The organism is Ramlibacter cellulosilyticus (assembly GCF_014297465.1).
Classification (GTDB): Bacteria; Pseudomonadota; Gammaproteobacteria; order Burkholderiales; family Burkholderiaceae_C; genus Ramlibacter; species Ramlibacter cellulosilyticus.
Map to the genome: position 1 here is coordinate 236,234 of NZ_JACORT010000003.1, position 18,350 is coordinate 254,583.

At 69.3% G+C, this 18,350-nt stretch carries 19 protein-coding genes; 12 read left to right on the forward strand and 7 right to left on the reverse strand.

The window, feature by feature from the left end; genetic code table 11:
- Window positions 1-50 precede the first annotated feature (50 nt).
- Window positions 51-1,664, forward strand: a complete 1,614-nt coding sequence (locus H8N03_RS09780) for a gamma-glutamyltransferase family protein (protein WP_222622921.1) — start codon at window positions 51-53, stop codon at window positions 1,662-1,664.
- A gap of 118 nt (window positions 1,665-1,782) precedes the next feature.
- On the opposite strand, the gene H8N03_RS09785 is transcribed toward H8N03_RS09780, so the two are convergent.
- On the reverse strand, window positions 1,783-2,358 hold the full coding sequence (locus H8N03_RS09785; RefSeq protein WP_187075974.1) for a c-type cytochrome: 576 nt from the start codon (window positions 2,356-2,358) through the stop codon (window positions 1,783-1,785).
- A complete protein-coding gene (locus H8N03_RS09790; protein WP_187075975.1) occupies window positions 2,358-4,079 on the reverse strand; it encodes a pyrroloquinoline quinone-dependent dehydrogenase in 1,722 nt (573 codons plus the stop codon). Before H8N03_RS09790 ends, H8N03_RS09785 begins: the two co-directional genes overlap by 1 nt.
- 111 nt (window positions 4,080-4,190) lie before the next feature.
- Here H8N03_RS09790 and H8N03_RS09795 point away from each other — a divergent pair, with 111 nt between their 5' ends.
- The 7 genes from H8N03_RS09795 (at window position 4,191) to H8N03_RS09825 (ending at window position 9,621) form a co-directional block, all read left to right on the forward strand.
- Window positions 4,191-4,847 carry an ankyrin repeat domain-containing protein gene (locus H8N03_RS09795; protein WP_187075976.1) on the forward strand — a complete coding sequence of 219 codons (657 nt, stop codon included), beginning with the start codon at window positions 4,191-4,193 and terminating at the stop codon, window positions 4,845-4,847.
- Between the two features lie 155 nt (window positions 4,848-5,002).
- Window positions 5,003-5,335: a hypothetical protein gene (locus H8N03_RS09800; RefSeq protein ID WP_187075977.1), complete on the forward strand. Its 333-nt coding sequence runs from the start codon at window positions 5,003-5,005 to the stop codon at window positions 5,333-5,335.
- Window positions 5,336-5,365: 30 nt separating this feature from the next.
- Window positions 5,366-6,310, forward strand: a complete 945-nt coding sequence (locus tag H8N03_RS09805; protein ID WP_187075978.1) for a dioxygenase family protein — start codon at window positions 5,366-5,368, stop codon at window positions 6,308-6,310.
- A gap of 147 nt (window positions 6,311-6,457) precedes the next feature.
- Window positions 6,458-7,081: a hypothetical protein gene (locus H8N03_RS09810; protein ID WP_187075979.1), complete on the forward strand. Its 624-nt coding sequence runs from the start codon at window positions 6,458-6,460 to the stop codon at window positions 7,079-7,081.
- Window positions 7,082-7,097: 16 nt separating this feature from the next.
- Window positions 7,098-7,691 (forward strand): hypothetical protein, encoded by a 594-nt coding sequence (locus H8N03_RS09815; protein ID WP_187075980.1) that lies wholly within the window; start codon window positions 7,098-7,100, stop codon window positions 7,689-7,691.
- Between the two features lie 105 nt (window positions 7,692-7,796).
- Window positions 7,797-8,993, forward strand: a complete 1,197-nt coding sequence (locus H8N03_RS09820) for an aminotransferase-like domain-containing protein (RefSeq protein ID WP_187075981.1) — start codon at window positions 7,797-7,799, stop codon at window positions 8,991-8,993.
- Between the two features lie 28 nt (window positions 8,994-9,021).
- On the forward strand, window positions 9,022-9,621 hold the full coding sequence (locus H8N03_RS09825; protein WP_187075982.1) for a DedA family protein: 600 nt from the start codon (window positions 9,022-9,024) through the stop codon (window positions 9,619-9,621).
- A 76-nt stretch (window positions 9,622-9,697) separates the two neighbouring features.
- Here the strand turns inward: H8N03_RS09825 and H8N03_RS09830 are convergent, their stop codons facing one another.
- Complete coding sequence (locus tag H8N03_RS09830; protein ID WP_187075983.1) at window positions 9,698-10,558, reverse strand: alpha/beta fold hydrolase; 861 nt, start codon at window positions 10,556-10,558, stop codon at window positions 9,698-9,700.
- 136 nt (window positions 10,559-10,694) lie between these two features.
- Between H8N03_RS09830 and H8N03_RS09835 the strand changes: the two genes are divergently transcribed.
- From H8N03_RS09835 to H8N03_RS09845, 3 genes are all read left to right on the forward strand, one after another.
- Window positions 10,695-11,069, forward strand: a complete 375-nt coding sequence (locus tag H8N03_RS09835) for a COG4315 family predicted lipoprotein (RefSeq protein ID WP_187075984.1) — start codon at window positions 10,695-10,697, stop codon at window positions 11,067-11,069.
- A gap of 10 nt (window positions 11,070-11,079) precedes the next feature.
- Entirely contained in the window at window positions 11,080-11,727 is a 648-nt protein-coding gene (locus tag H8N03_RS09840) for a cupredoxin domain-containing protein (protein WP_187075985.1), read from the forward strand.
- A gap of 110 nt (window positions 11,728-11,837) precedes the next feature.
- Window positions 11,838-12,653 carry a caspase family protein gene (locus H8N03_RS09845; RefSeq protein WP_187075986.1) on the forward strand — a complete coding sequence of 272 codons (816 nt, stop codon included), beginning with the start codon at window positions 11,838-11,840 and terminating at the stop codon, window positions 12,651-12,653.
- Window positions 12,654-12,712: 59 nt separating this feature from the next.
- On the opposite strand, the gene H8N03_RS09850 is transcribed toward H8N03_RS09845, so the two are convergent.
- Window positions 12,713-13,975 (reverse strand): phospholipase D-like domain-containing protein, encoded by a 1,263-nt coding sequence (locus tag H8N03_RS09850; RefSeq protein WP_187075987.1) that lies wholly within the window; start codon window positions 13,973-13,975, stop codon window positions 12,713-12,715.
- 133 nt (window positions 13,976-14,108) lie between these two features.
- On the opposite strand from H8N03_RS09850, the gene H8N03_RS09855 reads away from it, so the two are divergent.
- The gene (locus tag H8N03_RS09855; RefSeq protein ID WP_187075988.1) at window positions 14,109-15,164 is read left to right on the forward strand and encodes an Ldh family oxidoreductase; all 1,056 of its coding nucleotides are present in this window, start codon (window positions 14,109-14,111) and stop codon (window positions 15,162-15,164) included.
- A gap of 93 nt (window positions 15,165-15,257) precedes the next feature.
- Here H8N03_RS09855 and H8N03_RS09860 read toward each other — a convergent pair whose 3' ends face one another.
- From H8N03_RS09860 to H8N03_RS09870, 3 genes are all read right to left on the reverse strand, one after another.
- The gene (locus H8N03_RS09860) at window positions 15,258-16,727 is read right to left on the reverse strand and encodes a tripartite tricarboxylate transporter permease (protein ID WP_187076205.1); all 1,470 of its coding nucleotides are present in this window, start codon (window positions 16,725-16,727) and stop codon (window positions 15,258-15,260) included.
- 29 nt (window positions 16,728-16,756) lie between these two features.
- The gene (locus H8N03_RS09865; protein WP_187075989.1) at window positions 16,757-17,230 is read right to left on the reverse strand and encodes a tripartite tricarboxylate transporter TctB family protein; all 474 of its coding nucleotides are present in this window, start codon (window positions 17,228-17,230) and stop codon (window positions 16,757-16,759) included.
- A gap of 85 nt (window positions 17,231-17,315) precedes the next feature.
- A complete protein-coding gene (locus tag H8N03_RS09870) occupies window positions 17,316-18,293 on the reverse strand; it encodes a tripartite tricarboxylate transporter substrate binding protein (RefSeq protein WP_187075990.1) in 978 nt (325 codons plus the stop codon).
- Between the last annotated feature and the right edge of the window lie 57 nt (window positions 18,294-18,350).

Below are 18,350 nucleotides of genomic sequence, written 5' to 3' on the forward strand. Positions count from 1 at the left end.
TAAAGGAAGTTTCGCTTTTGCTTTCGCGTCACGCTTCCTATGATCGCCCCATGAAGCACTTCGACTTCCACAACCCCTACCCCACCACCCGCATCCCCGTCTTCGCGCGCAATGCCGTGTCCACCTCGCACCCGCTGGCGGCGCAGGCGGGGCTGCGGATGCTGTGGAAGGGCGGCAATGCGGTGGATGCCGCCATCGCCGCGGCCGCCGCCATGACCATCTGCGAGCCGGTCAGCAACGGCCTGGGCAGCGATGCCTTCGCGATCCTGTGGGACGGCAAGCAGCTGCAGGGCATCAACGGCTCCGGCCGCGCGCCGGCGGGCTGGACGCCCGAGTACTTCCGCAGGAAGTACGGCGCGGACGCGAAGACCCCGCCCAAGCGCGGCATCGACTCGGCGACCGTGCCCGGCGCGGTCGCCACCTGGGTGGCGCTGTCGGAGCGCTACGGCAAGCTGCCTTTCGGCGACCTGCTCGCGCCCGCCATCGAGATCGCCGAGCGCGGCTACCTGCTGCCGATCGTCGTGCAGCAGAAGTGGGATGCCGCCACGCCGGAGCTGGGCAGCCTGCCCGGTTTCGCGCAGAGCTTCCTGCCCTGGGGCCGCGCGCCGCGGGTGGGCGAGCTGTTCCAGTTCCCGGCGGCGGCGCGCGCGCTGCGCCTGATCGCCGAAACGAAGGGCAAGGCCTTCTACCAGGGCGAGATCGCCGAGGCGCTGGCGCGCTTCAGCAAGGACAACGGCGGCGTGCACGCGGTGCAGGACTTCGCGTCGTTCCAGCCGGAGTGGGTCACGCCGATCGCCAAGGACTACCGCGGCTACACGCTGCACGAGATCCCGCCGAACGGGCAGGGCATCGCGGCGCTGATGGCGCTGGGCATCCTGGGCAACTTCGACCTCGCCTCGCACAAGGTGGACAGCGCCGATTCGCAGCACCTGCAGATCGAGGCGATGAAGCTGGCCTTCGCGGACGTGTACCGCTACGTCGCCGAGCGTTCGGCGATGGAGGTCACGACCGAGCAGATGCTGGACGACGCCTACCTCGCGAGCCGCGCGAAGCTGATCAACATGAAGCGCGCGCAGGACTTCCAGGCCGGCAACCCGGTGAAGGGCGGCACGATCTACCTGACGGCGGCGGACGAGGACGGGATGATGATCAGCTTCATCCAGAGCAACTACATGGGCTTCGGTTCGGGCTGCGTGGAGCCGAACTTCGGCATCAGCCTGCAGAACCGCGGCCACGGCTTCAGCCTGCAGCCGGGCGCCAACCAGGTCGCTCCGGGCAAGCGGCCCTTCCATACCATCATCCCGGCGTTCCTCACGAAGGACGGCCAGCCGGTCATGAGCTTCGGCGTGATGGGCGGCAACATGCAGCCGCAGGGCCACCTGCAGACGCTGGTGCGCATGATCGACTACGGCCAGCAGCCGCAGGCCGCGTGCGACGCGCCGCGCTGGCGCTTCAACGCGGGGCTGGAGCTGAACGTGGAGCAGCAGATGGACGCCGGCGTCGTGCAGGACCTCGTCGGCCGCGGCCACCGCATCGACGTGATCAACGACAGCTACCAGGACTTCGGGGCGGGGCAGTTCATCTGGAAGATGGGCGACACGAAGAAGGAGGGGTACGTGATCGCGTCGGATTCGCGCAGGGATGGGTTGGCGGCGGGGTTCTAGTGCGCTGATTTGCTGGGGTTCGCTGGCGCGAAACCCAGCCTACGGCGCGGGCCGAACGTGCAGGGTCGCCTGCGTCCGTAGGCTGGGTTGCGCGAAGCGCACCCCAGCATCCGCCGCGCTACCTCAACCCCGCCAGGTAATGCCCCAGGTTCTCGATGTCCTGCTCGCTCAGCGTCCGCGCCACGCTCGTCATGTTCCCCGCGTCGTTCGTCCGCGTGCGGTCCTTGAACGCCTTCAGCTGCGCCACGACGTACTGGTAGTTCTGCCCCGCCACGCGCGGGATCTCGTTCTGGCCCAGGAAGCCGCCGAGGTGGCACATGGTGCAGAGCGTCTCTTCCGCCTTCGCCTTCCCCAGCTTGGCCTTCGCCTCGTCGACCTGGAAGGCCTGCGGCTTCAGCGTTTGCGCGGCGTAGAAGTTGGCGACCGCGATCATGTCGTCCCGCGACAGCGGCTGCGCCATCGGGGTCATGACCGGGCTGGTGCGCCGGCCTTCCTTGAAGTCGCGCAGCTGGACGTAGAGGTAGCGCCAGGTCTGGCCCGCCAGGAACGGCACCTCCGGCATGCCGGGTACGCCGTTGCCGTCCGCGCCATGGCACGCGGCGCAGACCTGCGCCTTGGCGCGGCCCGCCTCGATGTCCTGCGCGGCCGCCGCGGCGGCGGCCAGCGCAAGGAAGGCGAGGGCGAGGCGCCGCATCAGTCCGGCAGCGAGAACACCACCATGGTGTTGCCGCGCTTGAAGTCCAGCTGCGTGTTGCCGCCGCAGCCCATGGCGACGTACTGCTTGCCGTCCACCATGTAGCTCACGGGCATGGCGTTCGCGCCGGCGCCGCAGTTGAACTCCCACAGCTTCTGGCCGGTGCGCGCGTGCAGCGCGCGGATGTAGCCGTTGCCCTCGCCGTAGAACACGAGGTCGCCGCCCGTGGCGAGCGCGCCGCCGATCAGGGGCTGCTCGGTGTCGAACTTCCACGCGACCTTGCCCGTGTCGATGTCGACGGCCGCGAGCCGCCCCCACTGCTGCTCGCCCTCGATCACCTTGAAGGCACCACCCAGCCACAGCTTGCCGCCGGGGTACTTGGCCTCTTCCACGTGGTAGGTCATCGGCTGGTGGAGGTTGAGCGCGTAGGCGAGCCGGTGCCGCGGGTGGAAGGCCATGGGCGACCACTCCACGCCGCCGTTGGCGCCCGGCAGCATGCGCGCGCCCTGCTGCGTGGGCAGCACCCACATGTTCTCCTGCGGGATCATGGCTTCGGAGAAGCGGATCAGCCGGCCCGTGGCGCGGTCGTGCACGTACACGTGCCCCGTCTTGCCGCCGTGGATCACGCCCGGCACCATGCGGCCGCTCGCGTCCTTCACGTCCACCAGGATGGGCGGGCTCACGGCGTCGAGGTCCCAGACGTCGTGCGCGATGTACTGCGAGTGCCACTTGTACTGGCCCGTGTCCAGGTCGACCGCCACCATCGAGTCGGTGTACAGGTTGTCGCCGGGCCGCTCCGCGCCGTACAGGTCGGGCGAGGGGTTGCCCACCACGAAGAAGATCGTGCGTGTCCTGAGGTCCACCGCGGGATTCATCCACACGCCGCCGCCGAGCGTCTGGTAGAAGTTGCTGTCGCGGGCCAGCGCCTGCTTTTCGGCGGCTATGTCGCGCTTCATGTGGCGGCCGGTCGCGTCGTTCTCGGCCCAGACGCCTTCGTGGCCCTTCTCGGGGATCGTGTAGAAGGTCCACAGCAGCTTGCCGTCGCGCGAGTCGTAGGCCTTCACGAAGCCGCGGATGCCGTACTCGCCGCCGTTGGTGCCGATCAGCACCTTGTTCTCGACGACGGTGGGCGCCATCGTCTCGCTGTAGCCCTTCTCGGGGTCGGCGATCTGCGTCTCCCACAGCAGCTGGCCGGTGCGCGCGTCCAGCGCGACCAGCTTCGCGTCCAGCGTGCCCATGAACAGCGTGCCGCCCTCGATCGCCACGCCGCGGTTGTTGGGGCCGCAGCAGAAGGTGGTGATCGGCCCCATCTTGTGCTTGTAGTGCCAGAACTGCTGGCCGGTCTTCGCGTCGAGCGCGTACACGTGGTTGAACGACGTGGTCATGTACATGATCCCGTCGACCACGATCGGCGCCGTCTCCATGGACTCCTTCACTTCCGTCTGGAACATGAAGGCCGGGCGCAGGCGCCGTACGTTGCCTGCGTTGATCTGGTTGCCGGCGTAGTAACGCTGCTGCTCGTAGCCGCCGTTGGTGTGCAGCCAGTTGGCGTTCTGGCCGTGCGCCGCGTTGAGCATCTCCTGGGTGACGTTGGGCGCCTTGAGGATCATCGGCGGCCCGCCCCGCGCGCGCTGGCCCTGGATTTCCTGGGCTGCGAGGGGGACGGCGGCCAGCGCACACGCAAGTGCCACGGGCCAGGGCGAAAGGCGGAACACTCTCATACGACTTCTCCTCGGGTTGGATTCGAGTGAAGTCCGGCGCGCAAGCGTCGGGCTCGCAAGGACCGCTATCACAAGTATCATGATTTCGCGTGGCTCGCACAAGGAGGTTCCATGCGCATGCCATCCCCCAGCCGGTGGATCGCCGTCCTCGCACTCGCCGCCGCCTGCGGCGCGCAGGCGCAGCGCGGAGCCGACAACATCAACGTCAACGGGCAGCTGGTGCTCGCCGCGCGCGCGGGCCTGGTGCCGCGCGTGCAGCAGCTGCTCGCCGAAGGCGCGCAGGTGAATTCCCGGGACCGCAACGGCGACTCGCCCCTGAACATGGCGGCCGGCAAGGGCAATGTCGAGCTGGTCGACGTGCTGCTCGCGGCGAAGGCGGACGTGCAGCTCGCCAACCTCTCGGGCGTGACGCCGCTCATGTCCGCGGCCTATGCGCGCAGCCCGGAGATCGTGGGCAAGCTGCTGGCGGCCGGCGCGCGCACGGACCCCGTCGACCGCGTGAAGAAGACCGCCGCCGTCTACGCCGCCGGCCAGGGTTGCACGGCCTGCCTGGAACAACTGCTGGTGGCCGGCACGCCCGTGGACGCGCGCCTGGACCACAATCTCACCTTGTTGATGTGGGCCGCGGGTTATGGGCACGAGCCCATCGCACGGCTGCTGCTGCAGCGCGGCGCGGACCGCACGCTGCGGGACGACCGCGGCAAGACCGCCGCCGACATCGCGCGCGAACTCGACTACGCGCCCCTTGCGCGCCTGCTGGAGCCTTGATGCGACTCAGCGCGGAAACATTGCCGCGACTTCCTCCGGTAAGCACACGCAACCGCATGTGACGCTCCTGCCTCCCGGGCAAAGAGTGTTTCGCCGCCGGGGAGAGGGAGTTTCGCACGCATGCTTTCGTGCTCCCCCGGGCAGAGTGAAGCGACATGAGCTTCGACATCAAGGTCACCCACGAGCCAGGACTGGCGCGGGTGCGCATCGAGGGAAGCGCGGGCATCGGCAGGCTGCTGTCGCTGCTGAAGGTGCTGGAACTGGACTGCCGCAGCTGGCAGGCGGCTTCCGTGCTGCTGGACCTGCGGGACCTGCAGCCGGCGCTGTCGGACGACGAGCAGCTGCAGGCCGCGGAAGGCGCGGTCCTGGCTTTCGCCTCCCGCCGCAAGGTCGCCCTGCTGGCGACGCCCGGAGCGGCCCGCGAGGCGGGCGGCGTGCGCGTCTTCGACGACGAGGGCACCGCGCGCGACTGGCTGCTGCGCCCGTGATGCGATGATGCGTGCCGCAAGGAGGCACGCATGATCATCCGCAACGAACAGGACGTCACCGCGGCGGTGCTCGCGGAGGTGGAGCGCACGCCGGATGCGCGCCTGCGCGAGATCCTGGCCGCCGCGGTGCGGCACCTGCACGGCTTCGTCCGCGACGCGCGCCTCACCGAGGCGGAGTTCCACCAGGCCTGCGGCTGGATCGCGAAACTGGGCCAGGCCACCACGGGCTCGCACAACGAGGTGGTGCTCGCCGCCGGCTCGCTGGGCGTGTCCGCGCTCGTCTGCCTGCTGAACAACGGCGAAGGCGGCCGCCGCGAGACGACCGCCAACCTCATGGGGCCGTTCTGGCGCCAGGGTGCGCCGCGCCTGGCCAATGGCGGCAGCCTCGTGCGTTCGGCGACGACGGGCGCGCCCATCTTCGTGAACGCCTGGGTACGCGACCGCGAAGGCCGCCCCGTGGCGGGCGCCGACGTGGACGTGTGGCACACGAGCGCCGAGGGCTTCTACGAGAACCAGGACCCCGGGCAGGCCGACATGAACCTGCGCGGCACCTTCACCACCGACGAACGCGGCCACCTGTGGTTCCGCAGCGTGAAGCCGGCGGGCTACCCCATCCCGGTCGGCGGCCCCGTGGGTGCGCTGCTGCGTGCGCAAGGGCGGCACAACATGCGGCCGGCGCACATCCACTTCCTGATCACGAAGCCGGGCTTCAAGGCGCAGTTCTCGCAGGTGTACTCCAGCGACGATCCCTTCCTGCAGACCGACGTGCAGTTCGGCGTGACGCAGGCGCTGGTCGGGCAGTACGTGCTGCATCACGCGAGCGAACCGGCGCCCGCGGCGGACGTGCAGGGCGAGTGGTATTCGCTGGACCACCACTTCGTGCTCGACCCGGGCGAGCCGGTGCTGCCCAGGCCGCCGATCACGGGCAAGGCCGAAGGCGACCGGCCGGTACGGGTCGTGATCGAGCGGATGTAGGGTGGTGGTGAGCGACAGCGAACCCCACCGAAGGGCTACCGCCGCCCACGGGTAGTCCAAGACCTACCCGCCCCACCTCGACAGGACGACACTTTTTCTCCTCCGCACGACCTAAACAGGATGGAGTGCCACGAAAGGAGAACGACCATGCATACCGCCATCTGCGCCTTCGACACGCATGAGCAGGCGAAGGACGCCATCGCCTCGCTGGAGCGCGCCGGCTTCGCCCGCCACGACCTGCACATCGAGCACAAGCACGCCTCCGCGGAAGGCCGCGAGGCCAACGACCGCTGGGACGGCATGGAGCGCGAGATCGCCGTCGACCGCGGCGTGGTGCAGAACTTCGGCCACTTCTTCGCCAGCCTGTTCGGCCGCGACGAGCACGCCGGCCACGCCGACACCTACTCGCAGCACGTGGAGCGCGGCAGCCACGTCGTGGTGGTCGACGCGCACGACGAGGCCGAGGCCCGCCGCGCGCAGGACCTGCTGCGCGCCATGCAGGCCGGCGACCTGAACCTGGTGCACCGCCGCGAGCAGCGCCCCTTGCGCGACATCGTGGGCATGCGCCAGTCCGAAGGGACGGCCGTGAACCGCAGCAACGACACGTACGAGGCCGCGGGCAGCTTCGGCTCGCCCAACATGGACTACGAGCGCGCGCAGCGTGCCATGGCCTCCAACCGCGTGAGCCCGACGTCCGGCCCCGACCTGCGCGAGCCGGAGTCCGAGCGCGCGCCGGGCCTGCGCTATTCCGACAAGGACAAGCCGGTCTGATCGTCAAGGAGGCGCCATGCACACCGCCATCTGCACCTTCGAGGACCGCGCCCTGGCCCAGCAGGCCGTGGACCGCCTCGTCCAGGCCGGCTACGACCGGCACGACATCCACATGGAGCAGCGTCACCCGGACGGCAGCCCGATGGAGGAGCGGCGCGACCACGACGTGGTCGGCAAGTTCTCCTTCTTCGAGCGGCTCTTCGGGGCCGGCAAGCACGCTCCGCATGCCGAGGCCTACACCAGCGCGCTGGAGAAGGGCCTGTACGTCGTCATGGTGGAAGACCAGGACGAAGCGCACGCCGCGCGCGCGCAGGACGTGCTGCACGGCATGGAAGCGCGCGAGGTCAACCTGGTCCACCGCGCCGGCCAGCAGCCGCTGCGCGACGTCGTCGCGGAGCAGGGCTTCGGAACCGCCCGTTCGGACATGGGCGCGCTGCACAACGCGGACGTGAAGGGCGCCCCAGGCGAGTTCTTCCCGCCCGAACGTGAACCCGAGCGCGCCATGGCCTCGCAAGGCTGGGGCGAGCAGCGCAAGCTGGAAGTCGTCGACGAGGACAAGCCCATCGCCTCGCCGGACATCCCCGCCAGCCACGAGGACAAGCCCCGCTAAGCGCTGAACACTCCCTCCCCCTCCGGGGGAGGGCTGGGGTGGGGGCACGCACGGCCCGGGATCGCCGCTGGGCGACAATAAGCGCTCGCAACCCGAGACGCCCCCATGCCCCTCTCCTTCGCCTCCCGCCTCGACAACGTCGAAACCTCCGCCATCCGCGAACTCTTCAAGCTCCTCGGCAAGCCCGGCATCATCAGCTTCGCCGGCGGCTTTCCGGACAGCGCGATGTTCGACGTGGAAGGCCTGCGCGAAGCCTCGCAGCGCGCGCTGGCCGAGGAGCCGGGGGGCGCGCTGCAGTACGGCGCCACCGAGGGCTACGAGCCCCTGCGCACCCAGCTCGCCGCCTTCGAGCGCAGCAAGGGCGTGGCCGACCTCGAGCCGCACCAGCTGATCGTCACCACCGGCAGCCAGCAGGCGCTGGACCTCCTGGGCAAGACCATGATCGACCCGGGCGACAAGGTGATCGTCGAAGGCCCGACCTTCCTGGCCACGATCCAGTGCTTCCGCCTCTATGGCGCCGACGTGCAGAGCGCGCCCATCGACGCGCACGGCGTGCAGGTGGACAGGCTGGAGGAAATGATCAAGGAACACAAGCCGAAGTTCGTGTACCTGATCCCCACCTTCGGCAACCCGAGCGGCGCGCTGCTCTCGCTGGAGCGCCGCCGCAAGGTGCTGGAGCTCGCGGTGAAGTACAAGGTCCTCATCGTGGAAGACGACCCCTACGGGGACCTGTACTTCGGCGAGGCGCCGCCTCCGAGCATCCTGGCCCTGACGAAGGAAGTGCCCGGCAGCCGCGAGTGGGTGGCGCACTGCGGCAGCATGTCCAAGGTCCTGAGCCCGGGCCTGCGCGTGGGCTGGCTCGTCGCGCAGCCGGAGCTGCTGGCGAAGGCGACGATGTGCAAGCAGTTCAGCGACGCGCACACCAGCACCTTCGCGCAGGCGACCGCGGCGCAGTACCTGAAGTCGGGCCGCATGCCCGAGACGCTGAAGAACGTGCGCCGGAAGTACGGCGAGCGGGCGAGCGTGATGGCGGAGTCGCTGCGCAAGGAACTGGGCGACGCGATCGAGTTCACGGCGCCGCAGGGCGGGCTGTTCTTCTGGGCGCGCCTGACGGGTGCGGGCGGCAAGCTGAAGGACGCGAACGTGCTGGCCAAGCGCGCGATCGAGAACAACGTGGCCTTCGTGCCGGGGGCGCCGTTCTTCGCGAAGGATCCGGACGTGGCGACGCTGCGACTGAGCTTCGCGACGGCGGACGTGGAGAAGACGCGCGAGGGGATCGCGCGGCTGGCGAAGGCGCTCTGAGGCGCCGCCGGCCGCTGCGCTGCAGGCCGTGATCCTCGAACTCGTCGTCGGCTACTTCTCGACGCTGCAGGGCGCGCACGCGTACGGCTTCCTCTTCCTCCTGATGGCGCTGTGCGGCATGGGTGCGCCCGTGTCGCAGGACGTGATGCTGCTCGTGGCGGGCAGCTTCACCTTGCTCGGGACGATGCAGCCGGTGCCGGTGGTGATCCTCAGCGCGGTGGGGTTGCTGCTCGGGGATCTCTTCACGTTCTGGGCCGGCCACCATTGGGGCGCGCGCTGGGTGCGGCGGCCGTGGGCGGCGAGCTTCGTGGCGCCGGAGCGGCTGCCGGCGATCGAGGAGAGGGCAGGTCGCTACGCGCTGCCGTTCTCCTTCGTCACGCGCTTCCTCCCGGGGCAGCGGGCGACGCTGTTCTTCCTGGCGGGGACGTTCCGGATGCCGTATCGGGGGTTCCTCGTGGGCGACGGCATCGGCGCGCTGGTGCAGGCGGGGCTGTTCGTTTACGGCGCGCGGTCGCTGGGGTGGAGCTGGGCGATGCTGCGCGGGCGGTTCGAGCGGGCGGACGATGTGCTCACGGCCGCCCTGGTTCTCGGAGCGTTCGTGCTGCTATGGCGCAGGCGCGCCCCGTGAGGCGTGTGTGCTGGGGTTCGCTGTCGCGAAACCCAGCCTACGTTCGCTGGCGCGAGAACCAGTCGCCGAAGAGCGTTCAGAGTAGCCGCTGCAACTCGCGGTGGAACGCCTCCGGTTGCTCGTACTGCAGCCAATGCGCCGCTCCCGGCATCAGCACCAGCTCTCCGAGGTAAGGCGTCGTCGCGATCTTCTCGCGCAGGGCCGGCAGCACGTCGCGGTACAAGGCGTCTTCCTCGCCGTAGATCGCATCCACGCGGCAGGTAAGAGCAGGCAACGTGCGCGCCAGGATATCGGTGAGGGCCAGGCGCCGCCGATGCATCCGGTCCCGCGGCACGTTGGCCGCCTGCACGGCGAGCGCGAGGTCGTCCACGTTCTCCGGATGCAGCATCAGCACGCCCAGGTTGTTCCGGTGCGCCGCCAGCTTGCCTTCTTCTGTGGGCGCATCCCGCCACGACATCAGCGGCAGGCGACGGTCGCGCAGGCCGAGCCCAGGCGCGCCGACGATCACCAGCCGCTTGACCCGCTCCGGATGCGCAGCAGCCATCAAGCCACCGCACAGTCCGCCGAACGAGAATCCCACCACGTCGACGGGCGCATCGCCCACCAGCGCCGGCAAGGCCGCAGCAATCGCGGGCGCCACCGAGTCCGCATCCTGCCCGCCCGGCGGACGCGCCGAGTCGCCGAACCCCGGCAGGTCCGGCACCACCACCCGCCGTCCCGTGGCCGCGAGCGCTTCGACGTTGCGGATCCAGTGCGTCCAGCTCCCGCTGCCGCCGTGCAACAGCACCAGAGGTTCGCCCTTGTCCTCGCCCCACACGTGCCACACCAGGTCGCCGTCGCCGCAAGGCGTGGTGATGCGCCGCGCCAGCGCGTGCACGCGCAGGGCTTCGGGTGGAAGTTCGGTCGCGAGGGGAGGAAGCTGGGGCAAGTCGGTCATGCCGTGATTGTCGCCGCACGTGCACGCGGTGCGCCTTCCTGCCAACTCGTTCACGCCCTGCACCGGAATAAGGCCGTGCCGGCCGGCGTTGATCGCGTTGCAGGCCCCGTGCCGGCCTGACGACGGAGAAACCACCATGAAGAAACTGCTGCTGGCGGCGCTGCTGCCCGTGTCCCTTCTTGCTGCCTGCGCGTCCATGCGGGGCGCCGAGCCCGCGACGATGAAGGACGGCATGCTGGTCAACGCCAAGGGCCTCACCCTCTACAGCTTCGACCGCGACGTGCGGGGCAGCGGCAAGTCCAACTGCAACGGCGACTGCGCGGTGAAGTGGCCGCCGCACATGGCCACCGCCTCCGACCAGCCGCGCGGCGACTACACGATCGTGGTGCGCAACGACGGCTCGCGCCAGTGGGCGTACAAGGGCTGGCCGCTCTACACGTGGCCGGAAGACCAGGAGCCGGGGGACAAGTACGGCGACAACTACAACAAGGTCTGGCACATCGTGCGCTGAAGGAGCCGCCATGTCCCGTTCGCTGCTCGCGCTCGCCCTGGGCGCGCTCGCCTGGTCCGCCCAGGCCGGGCCGCTGAAGGTGACCGTCCTCGACAAGGAAGGCAAGCCCGTGCCCGACGCCGTCGTGGTGCTCGCACCCGCCGCGCCGGGCGCGCCCAAGCCGCTGCCCACGAAGGTCACGATCACGCAGGAGAAGATGCGCTTCCAGCCCGCCGTGGCGCTCGTGGGCGTCGGAGCGCAGGCGACCTTCGTGAACAACGACCCGTGGGAGCACCACGTGCGCGCCAGCCCCGCCGGCATCCACAACTTCGACAGCGCCGCGACGGGCGGCTTCGAACTGCGCCTCGATGGCAAGGCGCCGGGCAAGACGGCGCACGCCGTCGACGCGAAGTTCGACAAGGCCGGTGCCGTGCTCCTGGGCTGCCACCTGCATGCGTCGATGAAGGCGCACGTGTTCGTGAGCGACACGCCCTGGGCCGCGGTGAGCGGAGAGCAGGGCGAGGCGGGCTTCGACGCGGTGCCGGAAGGCCCGGTGCGCATCCGCGTCTGGCATGCGGACCAACTGCTGGACCTGCCGCCGCAGCAACTGACGCTCACGAATGCGCCGGCGACGGCGACGATGCAGTTGCAAGTCGTACCGCGGCGTCGCAGGGTGTAAGCGAACGCGGCCTGGGGACGCTAATCCCTTCGACAGATGCGAACCGTGGCGCGAGACTCCTAAAGTGGCAACCCGCACTCGCGCGGGACCATCCTGGAAGGAGGCGCACCATGGCGCATCGCTCGCTCCACATCGGACTCAACTTCGTCGATCCGGCGGCCTACGACGGCTGGGACGGCCAGCTCGCCGCCTGCGAGCGCGATTGCGACGACATGTTCGCGATCGCACGCGCGCAGGGCTACGAGGCGCAGCAGCTCAAGCGCGAGCAGGCGACCTCGGCGAACGTGCTGAAGGCGATGGCGGAGGCGGCCGCCGCGGTCGGCCCCCGCGAACATTTCTTCATGACGTACTCCGGGCACGGCGGCCAGGTGCCCGACACCAACGGCGACGAGCCCGACACGTTCGACGAGACCTGGTGCCTGCACGACCGCATGCTGCTCGACGACGAGCTGTACGCGATGTTCGGGCGCTTCCCGGCCGGCGCGCGCATCTTCGTGCTCTCCGACAGCTGCCACAGCGGCTCGGTCACCCGCGACCGCCTGCGCACGCGCCCGACGGAGATGCGCGGCGAGATGCGGCCCAAGTGGCTGCCGCTGCCGAAGGCGACGCAGATCTACCAGGCGCGCAAGTCGCTGTTCGACTCCATCCAGCAGCTCGCGGGACCGGCGGAGAAGCAGACCGTGGGCGCGAGCATCATCCTGATCTCCGGCTGCCGCGACGACCAGGTCTCGTACGACGGCCCGGTGAACGGCGCGTTCACGACGCAGGTGCTGGCCGCGTGGAAGAACGGCGAGTTCCGGGGCACGCACCGGCAGTTCCAGGAGCAGGTGTCCGCGGCGCTGGGCGGGTCGCAGAGCCCGCAGTACTTCCTGGCGGGGAACGTGGATCGGTCGTTCGAGAGGATGCGGCCGTTCGTGCTGAGCTGAGTGCGTGCGTGCCCCTCACCCCAACCCTCTCCCCAGGGGGGAGAGGGAGCAAGACGGGGTCAAAGCACGTCGTTGAGCAGGTACGCCGCGTTGTCGTGCAGCTTGTGCAGCCAGCCGCGCTTGCGCCATTCCTCCAGCTTCACCTCGCGGGCGCGGGCGACGTACTTCTCGAAGATGGCATCGAATTTCGCGGCGACGTCCTTGTCCAGGATGCCGAGCGTGATCTCGTCGTTGGTGTCGAAGGAGCGGTCGTCGAAGTTGGTGGAGCCCACGGCGCTCCAGCAGCCGTCGACCGTCATCACCTTCTGGTGCAGCAGCGTGTGCGGGTACTCGAAGAGGCGCACGCCCAGCTTCAGCATGGTCTCGAAGTGGCGGTGTCCCGCGTGCTGCACCGTCGGTGAATCGGAGCCGCTCGCGGCCGGCATCAGCACGCGCACGTCCACGCCGCGCTTCACCGCCGCGCCCATCGCGGCGATGGCTTCCTTCTTGGGGATGAAGTAGGGGTTCTGGATCCAGAGCCTCTTCTTCGCGAGGCACAGCACCGTGTGGTGCAGGATCTTCACCACCGGCGCGGAATTCTCCGGCTTGACGTAGGCGGCGTGGATCGAGATGTCGCCCACCTTCTGCAGCACGGGGAAGTAGGCGTCGCCCACGAACAGCTCACCGGTCTCGCCTGCCCAGTTCTCGCTGAAGGCGCCCTGGATGCTGTGCACGATGGGCCCGTGCAGCCACACGCTCACGTCGGAGTTGTGCAGGCCGTCTTCCGCATCCCCGAGCCAGTCGTCGGTGATGCAGTGGCCGCCGACGAAGGCTTCCTTGCCGTCCAGGATGCAGATCTTGCGGTGGTCCCGGTCATTGAGGACGCCGATCGTGTAGAGCGAGCGCTTGTGGAAGAACTTCACCTGGCAGCCCGCCTCGCGCAGGAAAGCCACCTTGTCCTTTTCGATTTTCTTGCTCCCCTGCGCATCCAGCAGGATGCGCACGGGCACGCCGGCGCGCGCGCGGTCCATGAAGGCGTCGGCCAGGCGGTCCGCCAGCTTCCCGGGCTTCCACAGGAACGTCTCGAAGTGCACGGACTTCCGCGCCGCCAGCATCCGTTCGACGAGCACGTCGTAGAAGTGCCCGTTCTCCAGGATGTCCACCGTGTTGCCCTCCACGGAGGTACTGAGCGTCAGTCCCGAGAGCGAGGGCATCAGCTCGCCGATGTCCGAGTCGCTGTCGACGGCGAGGATCGGGCTGCGGTGCCAGCGGATGGAGTAGATGACGAGCGCGAGCATCGCGACGAGCGCGATGGACAGCCACAGCCAGAACGGCGATTCCATGCCTTGGGTCTCCCGCAGGATGCAAATCCCGCCATCGTGGCCCATCCGGGGCACGGCTGAGGTACGACTGGGGCGCAGCCCGGCGCAGGCCGTGTCCGGCAAGATGCAGCGTCACGGCGTAGACTGGCGCGCCATGACCACCCCCCGCTACGACGCCTCCGCCCTGCACAACTATGCACGCGACCTGCTCGCCGCCGCCGGCATGCCGGAGGACAAGGCGCAGGGGGTGGCCGACATCCTGATCGAAGGCGACCTGCTCGGCCACACCACGCACGGGCTGCAGTTGCTGCCCTCGTACCTGCGCGAGGTGGAGTCCGGCTCGATGAACGTGGAAGGGCAGCCGCACGTGATCCGCGAGACGCCCGCCGCGCTCACCTGGGACGGCCGCCGCCTGCCCGGTCCCTGGCTGGTGCTGGAAGCCATGAAGAAGGCGGTGCCGATGGCGAAGCGCTGCGGCACGGGCACCGTCGTCATCCGCAAGAGCCACCACATCGCCTGCCTCGCGGCCTTCCACAAGCGTGCGACGGAGCAGGGGATGATGATGATCCTCGCGTCCTCCGATGCCAACTCGGCCAGCGTCGCGCCCTACGGCGGGCTCACGCCCGTCTTCACGCCCAATCCCATTTCGTTCGGCATCCCGACGTCGGGCACGCCCATCGTGACGGACATCTCGACGTCGGCCACGACCAACGGGCTCACCAACCGCCTGCACCAGGAAGGCGGCAAGCTGCCGGCGCCGTGGGTGATCGACGGGCACGGCAAGCCGTCGAACGATCCCGCGGTGCTGTTCCAGGAACCGAAGGGGACGATCCTGCCGCTGGGCGGGCTGGATTCGGGGCACAAGGGCTATGGCTTGTCGCTCACCGTCGAAGCGCTCACGGGCGGCCTGGCGGGTTTCGGTCGCGCCGACCCCAAGCAGGGCTGGGGCGCGACGGTGTTCCTGCAGGTCCTCGACCCCGCGGCTTTCGGCGGCAGCCAGGAGTTCGTGCGGCAGATGGACGAAGTGGCGCGGCAGTGCCATGCGGCGAAGCCGGCGCAGGAGGGGCGGCCGGTGCGGCTGCCGGGCGAGAAGGGATTTGCGTTGGCGAAACAGCAGGCCGCGGAGGGCGTGGTGCTGCACCCGGGGATCATGGAGGCGCTGAAGCCCTGGGCGGAGAAGTTGAAGGTGGCAGCGCCTGCGGCGCTTTGAAAATGCGCTGGGGTTCGCTTCGCGAAACCCAGCCTACGAGGCACGCTCCGTAGGCTGGGTTTCGCGAAGCGAACCCCAGCAATGCGAACGCACCTACGCCGCGACCACCGGCCGCCGCCCCCGCACCACCTTCATCACCGCGGGCGCGAACCACACCGCGAACGTCACCACCGCCAGCCCCAGCGCGATCGGCCGGTCGAAGAACGCGCCCAGGTTCCCGTTGGACTTGATCATCGACGTGATGAAGTTCTCCTCCAGCATCCCGCCCAGCACCACGCCCAGGATGGCCGGCGCGATCGGGAAGCGGTTGGCTTCGAGCACGTAGGCCACGACGCCGGCCACCAGCATCACCGTCACCTCGAACAGCGAGTTGTTGATCGCGAAGGTGCCCACGATGCAGAACAGCAGGATCAGCGGCATCAGGATGTTGCGCGGCACCTTGAGGATGCGCTTGGCCACCTTGATGCACAGGATGCCCAGCGGCACCATGAGGATGTTCGCCATGATGAACAGCAGGAACACCGCGTAGATGTTCTGCGGGTTGGTCGTGAACAGCGTCGGCCCCGGGTTCATGTTCTTCATGTACAGCACGCCGATCACGATCGCGGTGATCGAGTCGCCGGGGATGCCGAAGACGAGCGCCGGGATCCACGCGCCGGCCAGCGCGCTGTTGTTGGCGGAGCCCGACTCCACGATGCCTTCCACGTGCCCGGTGCCGAACTTCTGCGGCTCCTTCGAGAACTTCTTGCTCATGGCATAGGACATCCACGCCGCGATGTCCGCCCCCGCGCCGGGCAGGGCGCCGACGGCCGTGCCCAGCGTGCTGCCGCGCAGGATCTGCACCGGGTACTTCTTCGCCAGCTCCCACTGGCCGCGCATGACGTTGCCGACGTGGTCCACGACCAGTTCCGCCGGCGGGCTGGTGTCCACGACGTAGCGGATCACCTCCGAGATCGCGAACATGCCGATCATCATCGCGATCATCCCGATGCCGCCCGTCATCTCCGCATTGCCGAAGGTGAAGCGCGGGAAGCCGGCCGGGTTGCCCAGGCCGACGCACGCCACGAGCAGGCCGAGCAGCAGCGTCACCACGCCCTTGAGCGGCTGGTCGCTCGTGATGAAGACGGCGCAGGTCAGTCCCAGCAGCACGAGCCAGAAGTACTCGAAGGAGCTGAAGTGCAGCGCCACCTCGGCGAGCGCCGGAGCGGCGAGGATCAGCACCGCGGTGCCGAACAGGCCGCCGACGGCGGAGAAGACCAGGCCGGCGCCCAGCGCGAGTTCGGCGTGGCCCTTGCGCGTCATCGCATAGGCCTCGTCGGTGTACGCCGCCGAGGCCGGCGTGCCCGGGATGCGCAGCAGGCAGCCGGGCACGTCGCCGGAGAAGATCGCCATGGCGGTCGCCGTCACGATGGTGGCGATCGCGGGGATCGGCGGCATGAAGAAGGTCACCGGCACCAGCAGGGCGGTGGCCATGGTCGCCGTGAGGCCCGGCACCGCGCCGACGAACAGCCCGTACAGCGAGGCCAGCACCATCGCGATGAGGGTGCCCGGCTCGAAGACCATGGCGAACGCCTGGGCGATCGCGCCCCCGGTCACCAGGCCACTCCCTGCAGCATGCCCCAGGGCAGCGGCACGCGCAGCAGCTTGTAGAAGGCGAAGTGCACGAGCAGGCTGGCAACGATCGCGATGGTGATGGCGCCCAGCGGCCGCACGCGCAGCACGAGGAAGAGCGCCGCGAGGATGATCGCCGCCGTGAGCAGGAAGCCGAGCTTGTCGGCCGCGAGGATGTAGAACAGGATGGATCCGATGAGCACCACGAACGCGAGCACGTGGCGCGGCGAGCGCACCCAGTCGTCCCACACCAGCCAGTGCTGCTCCGCGCGATGGCGCAGGCCCTTCGCCACGAGCAGCACGCCGCAGATGCACAGCCCGGCGGCGATGAGGCCCGGGAAGAGGGCAGGCCCGACGGGCTGCCCCGGGATCTTGGGATAGCCCTGGATGGCCGCGAGGACGGCGGCGCCGAGCAGCAGCAGGAGCACGCCAAACACGGCGTCATTGAGTTTCATGCGGTAGCCCGTGGGAATGCCCTATGGATCCCTGCGTGCGCAGGGATGACGTCGCGAGACGGCGGCGTGCGCCGCCGTGGCGACGTCACTTCGCGATGCCCACGGCCTTCATCGTCGCGCCCAGTTCCGCGTCCGACTTCGCCATGAACTTGCCGAACTCCTCCGGCCCGGCGTAGATGACGCCGAAGCCGCGGCTCGCCATGAAGTCCTGGTATTCCTTGCTGTTGGCGACCTTCTGCACCACCGCCGCCAGCTTGTTGCGGACGTCGGCCGGGATGCCCTTGGGTGCGACGATGCCGCGCCAGGCGGCCATGGTCCAGTCGCTGCCGATCGCGGACTTCAGCGTCGGCACCTGCGGGTACAGCGCCGCGGGCTTGTCGCTCATGATCGCGAGGCTCTTCACCTTGCCGGCGTCGATCAGCGAACGCGCCTCGGGGAGCGACACCGGCGCGATCTCGATGCCGCCGGCCACCATGTCCTGCAGGCCCGGCGCGGCGCCGTTGCTGGGCACCCAGGCCACCGCCGCGGGATCGATCTTCTGGTCGCGCAGCAGGCCCGCGAGCGCCAGGTGCCAGATGCCGCCCTGGCCCGTGCCCGACGCCTTGAACTTGCCCGGGTTCGCCTTGATGGCCGCGAGCAGGTCCTGCACCGACTTGTACGGCGCATCCGCCCGCACCTGCACGCCCGCCGGGTCCGCGTTGACGAGGCCGATGGGCGTGTACGAGTCGCCCTTGAGCTCGGTCAGGCCCTGCCAGTGCATCATGCCGATCTCCACCGTGGCGAGGCCGATGGTGTAGCCGTCCGGCGGCGCGGAGGCGATGGCGGCGTGGCCGACCACGCCGCTGCCGCCCGTGCGGTTCACCACGTTCACCGGCTGGCCCAGCTCCTTCTCCATCAGGCTGCCCAGGATGCGCGCCGTCGCGTCGGTGCCGCCGCCCGCGCCCCAGGGCACGATCAGCTGGATGGGGCGCGAGGGATAGTTCTGCGCGGCAGCCGGCAGGGCGGCGGCGAACGCGGCGGCGAAAGCCCCGGCGATGAGCAGGCGGCGGGAAGCACGGGTCATGCGGATGTCTCCTTGCGTCGCGGTTTGGAGGGGAGGGCGACTGCCGGCCAATCTACG

Bases quoted from the DNA above. Each gene is read 5' to 3' on its own strand.
- H8N03_RS09780 (WP_222622921.1), top strand. From the start codon at position 51: ATGAAGCACTTCGACTTCCACAACCCCTACCCCACCACCCGCATCCCC.
- H8N03_RS09785 (WP_187075974.1), bottom strand. From the start codon at position 2,358: ATGCGGCGCCTCGCCCTCGCCTTCCTTGCGCTGGCCGCCGCCGCGGCG.
- H8N03_RS09790 (WP_187075975.1), bottom strand. From the start codon at position 4,079: ATGAGAGTGTTCCGCCTTTCGCCCTGGCCCGTGGCACTTGCGTGTGCG.
- H8N03_RS09795 (WP_187075976.1), top strand. From the start codon at position 4,191: ATGCGCATGCCATCCCCCAGCCGGTGGATCGCCGTCCTCGCACTCGCC.
- H8N03_RS09800 (WP_187075977.1), top strand. From the start codon at position 5,003: ATGAGCTTCGACATCAAGGTCACCCACGAGCCAGGACTGGCGCGGGTG.
- H8N03_RS09805 (WP_187075978.1), top strand. From the start codon at position 5,366: ATGATCATCCGCAACGAACAGGACGTCACCGCGGCGGTGCTCGCGGAG.
- H8N03_RS09810 (WP_187075979.1), top strand. From the start codon at position 6,458: ATGCATACCGCCATCTGCGCCTTCGACACGCATGAGCAGGCGAAGGAC.
- H8N03_RS09815 (WP_187075980.1), top strand. From the start codon at position 7,098: ATGCACACCGCCATCTGCACCTTCGAGGACCGCGCCCTGGCCCAGCAG.
- H8N03_RS09820 (WP_187075981.1), top strand. From the start codon at position 7,797: ATGCCCCTCTCCTTCGCCTCCCGCCTCGACAACGTCGAAACCTCCGCC.
- H8N03_RS09830 (WP_187075983.1), bottom strand. From the start codon at position 10,558: ATGACCGACTTGCCCCAGCTTCCTCCCCTCGCGACCGAACTTCCACCC.
- H8N03_RS09835 (WP_187075984.1), top strand. From the start codon at position 10,695: ATGAAGAAACTGCTGCTGGCGGCGCTGCTGCCCGTGTCCCTTCTTGCT.
- H8N03_RS09840 (WP_187075985.1), top strand. From the start codon at position 11,080: ATGTCCCGTTCGCTGCTCGCGCTCGCCCTGGGCGCGCTCGCCTGGTCC.
- H8N03_RS09845 (WP_187075986.1), top strand. From the start codon at position 11,838: ATGGCGCATCGCTCGCTCCACATCGGACTCAACTTCGTCGATCCGGCG.
- H8N03_RS09850 (WP_187075987.1), bottom strand. From the start codon at position 13,975: ATGGAATCGCCGTTCTGGCTGTGGCTGTCCATCGCGCTCGTCGCGATG.
- H8N03_RS09855 (WP_187075988.1), top strand. From the start codon at position 14,109: ATGACCACCCCCCGCTACGACGCCTCCGCCCTGCACAACTATGCACGC.
- H8N03_RS09860 (WP_187076205.1), bottom strand. From the start codon at position 16,727: ATGGTCTTCGAGCCGGGCACCCTCATCGCGATGGTGCTGGCCTCGCTG.
- H8N03_RS09865 (WP_187075989.1), bottom strand. From the start codon at position 17,230: ATGAAACTCAATGACGCCGTGTTTGGCGTGCTCCTGCTGCTGCTCGGC.
- H8N03_RS09870 (WP_187075990.1), bottom strand. From the start codon at position 18,293: ATGACCCGTGCTTCCCGCCGCCTGCTCATCGCCGGGGCTTTCGCCGCC.